General features: G+C 55.0%; 3 protein-coding genes. All 3 read left to right on the top strand.

Annotated elements, in window-relative coordinates:
- Positions 1-425: type IV pilus biogenesis protein PilM (gene pilM / locus HK20_RS12675; RefSeq protein WP_086647393.1), on the top strand; the 425-nt coding region annotated here is incomplete at its 5' end.
- A complete protein-coding gene (gene pilV, locus HK20_RS12670) occupies positions 426-1,673 on the top strand; it encodes a shufflon system plasmid conjugative transfer pilus tip adhesin PilV (protein ID WP_086647392.1) in 1,248 nt (415 codons plus the stop codon).
- Positions 1,674-1,777: 104 nt separating this feature from the next.
- Positions 1,778-2,310: hypothetical protein (locus HK20_RS12665; protein ID WP_086647391.1), on the top strand; the 533-nt coding region annotated here is incomplete at its 3' end.

The raw sequence follows: 2,310 nt of genomic DNA, 5'->3' as shown, positions 1-2,310 counted from the left end.
TTGCTGACACGAAAGGGCTAGCTACTCTAGCCCTGCAGCAGACCATCTACGAAGAACCCAGCAACGCCGCCCAACAATGGCTGGCTTACCGAAGTGCTGTGCAATCTTACGTAGACCGACACCCGGACTTCTCGGGAAGCCTGAACCTGTCGGATATTGGCATGGCCAATGAAACGCTCTTTCTGCCTGGTGTGGGGAATGATGTGTCCAAAGGGAAAGATGGGACGACCATCGTAACCTGGATGCCTCTCCCACCAGACGTCATCGCAGACACGATCCGACTGGCCGATGGCGACCGAAGCATCGGGATCGCACACGATACAAGCTGGTCTTCCCCATTTTTTGGCAACATGGGGAACCTGCCAGTCTCTGTCCCGGAAGGGGACATCATCTCTGTTGTCACATTCACAGGTCCGAGGTTCTAGATGGCTTCCCTTATTGCCGTACTCGCAGCCATACTGGTATCGCTATGGCCCACAGTCCGCTATTACAGCATGACGCAGGATGCGAATAACCGTTCCGTCATCGCTGTAACGGGAGGACAGTTTGATATTCTTCTTGCCGGCGTCAAAAAATATATCCGCGCCCATAGCAACGAACTGATCAACACCATTCCGGTTGGCAGCTCCACAGCTGTTTCTCTGGCCACATTGATCAAGGAACGCGACCTCCCGGCCGGGTTCACCAGCACCAACCCCTACAATCAGACCTGGACAGCTTACATCACGCAATCTGATAGTGGCGTGCTGGACGGCCGGATCATTTCTTACGGCGGCCTTACCCTGTCTCCCAAGGATGCCGTTGCCATTGCGCTCAAAGCGGGCGCTCAAGGGGGCTACGTCCCGCCAAACGGACTGATCAATGGCCTGAATTCCAATATGGCCGTCGGGGCTAGTGGCACATGGTCCCAGACAATTTCCGGCTTCCCCAATCCCGGTGCAGGCCATCTGGTCGGACTGGTGGCATCAGCTGATGATGCTGACAACAACCCGAACTATCTCTACCGCGATGCCATATCCGGCCATGAGGAACTCAACGCCATGAATGCCCCCCTGAATATGACAGGGAATAACATCAACAGCGCCGGGGATGTGCATGCCTATGGCTCCCTGAGTGCTGGGAGTGACGATGATAATAAAAATGCCAACGCCTACATCAGCGAAGACGGCAGGGTTAACGCCACCAAAGACATTCGTGGTCAGGTGTTCCGCCCCAACTATATCGCGCAAAATGGTGCACCATGCGATGGGGTCGCCATCAACACCGGCGTTATGGACAGCGTTGAGTCCAATAATGCCCAGGACACGTTCACAACCCAGACCGGAGATCTCGCCCGGGATCAGAACGGAAACACCCTAAACTGTGTGAACGGAAGCTGGAGAGTTCTCGGCGCATCCTTTGCTACCCTCATTCAGGCGTCCTGTGATGGATGGAGTTATTATACGCTGAACTCATCAGACCTTCCCATCCTGGTCGAGGCCGTTGTCTATGCCGGCCATAAGGGCGCTACCGCAGACGCCTATGTGAACGGCCAGTCGGTGGCGCATATTGAATGGAGCGGCGACAACTCACGTGTCGATCAGACCATGACATTCGTTGTCCCGCCGGGTCAGGGCTGGTCGATAAGCCCAGAAAACAGAGTCAGCAGCGTTTGCTATCACGTTTACCAGTAACAGCGAACAACGTGTCCACCTCAACCTGAGGCAGGCACTGCAGCATGCGAAACTCCGTCTGTAGTGCCTGAACTCCCTAAGCTTCCCACATTTCGAGACCCGTCATGATCATACCACCCTGCGTTGACCAGATTGCTGAATACTACCATGTCCAGCCCGCATCCATTCTGCAGATCATCCGCAAAAGTCATGACGGTGCGATCGGTCCTATGGGTATACAGCCCGGCTGGCTGCCAATTCTGGAAAAAGCCGGGTTTTCACCGGAGGCAGTCAAAAACAACGCCTGCATAAATATTGCGGCCGGCGCATGGATACTGGCCTATGCCGTCCAGAATAAACCCGTGGATGTACAAAAACCGCCCTCCCCTTCTGTGCCATTGTCCATTCCATCAGCTCTCCCCGCAGACCTGCGCACATGCGCAGTGAACGCGGCAAGCCAGTATCGGATTTCAGTGCCCCTGTTTTTAGGCCTGCTTGCAACAGAAGGAGGGCATGTTGGCCAGATCGTGAAGAACACCAATGGGACATATGACATGGGGCCAGCCCAGATCAATTCTTCCCACCTGCGCGAGCTCGCGGCCAGAGGCATTACGCGCGATCAGATCATCAACGATGGATGTCTCAATATCCACATCGG

This window comes from Acetobacter sp. DsW_54 (assembly GCF_002153575.1).
GTDB lineage: Bacteria > Pseudomonadota > Alphaproteobacteria > Acetobacterales > Acetobacteraceae > Acetobacter > Acetobacter fabarum.
Note: the sequence above shows the minus strand (reverse complement) of the source record. Positions and strands in the feature narration are given on the sequence as shown.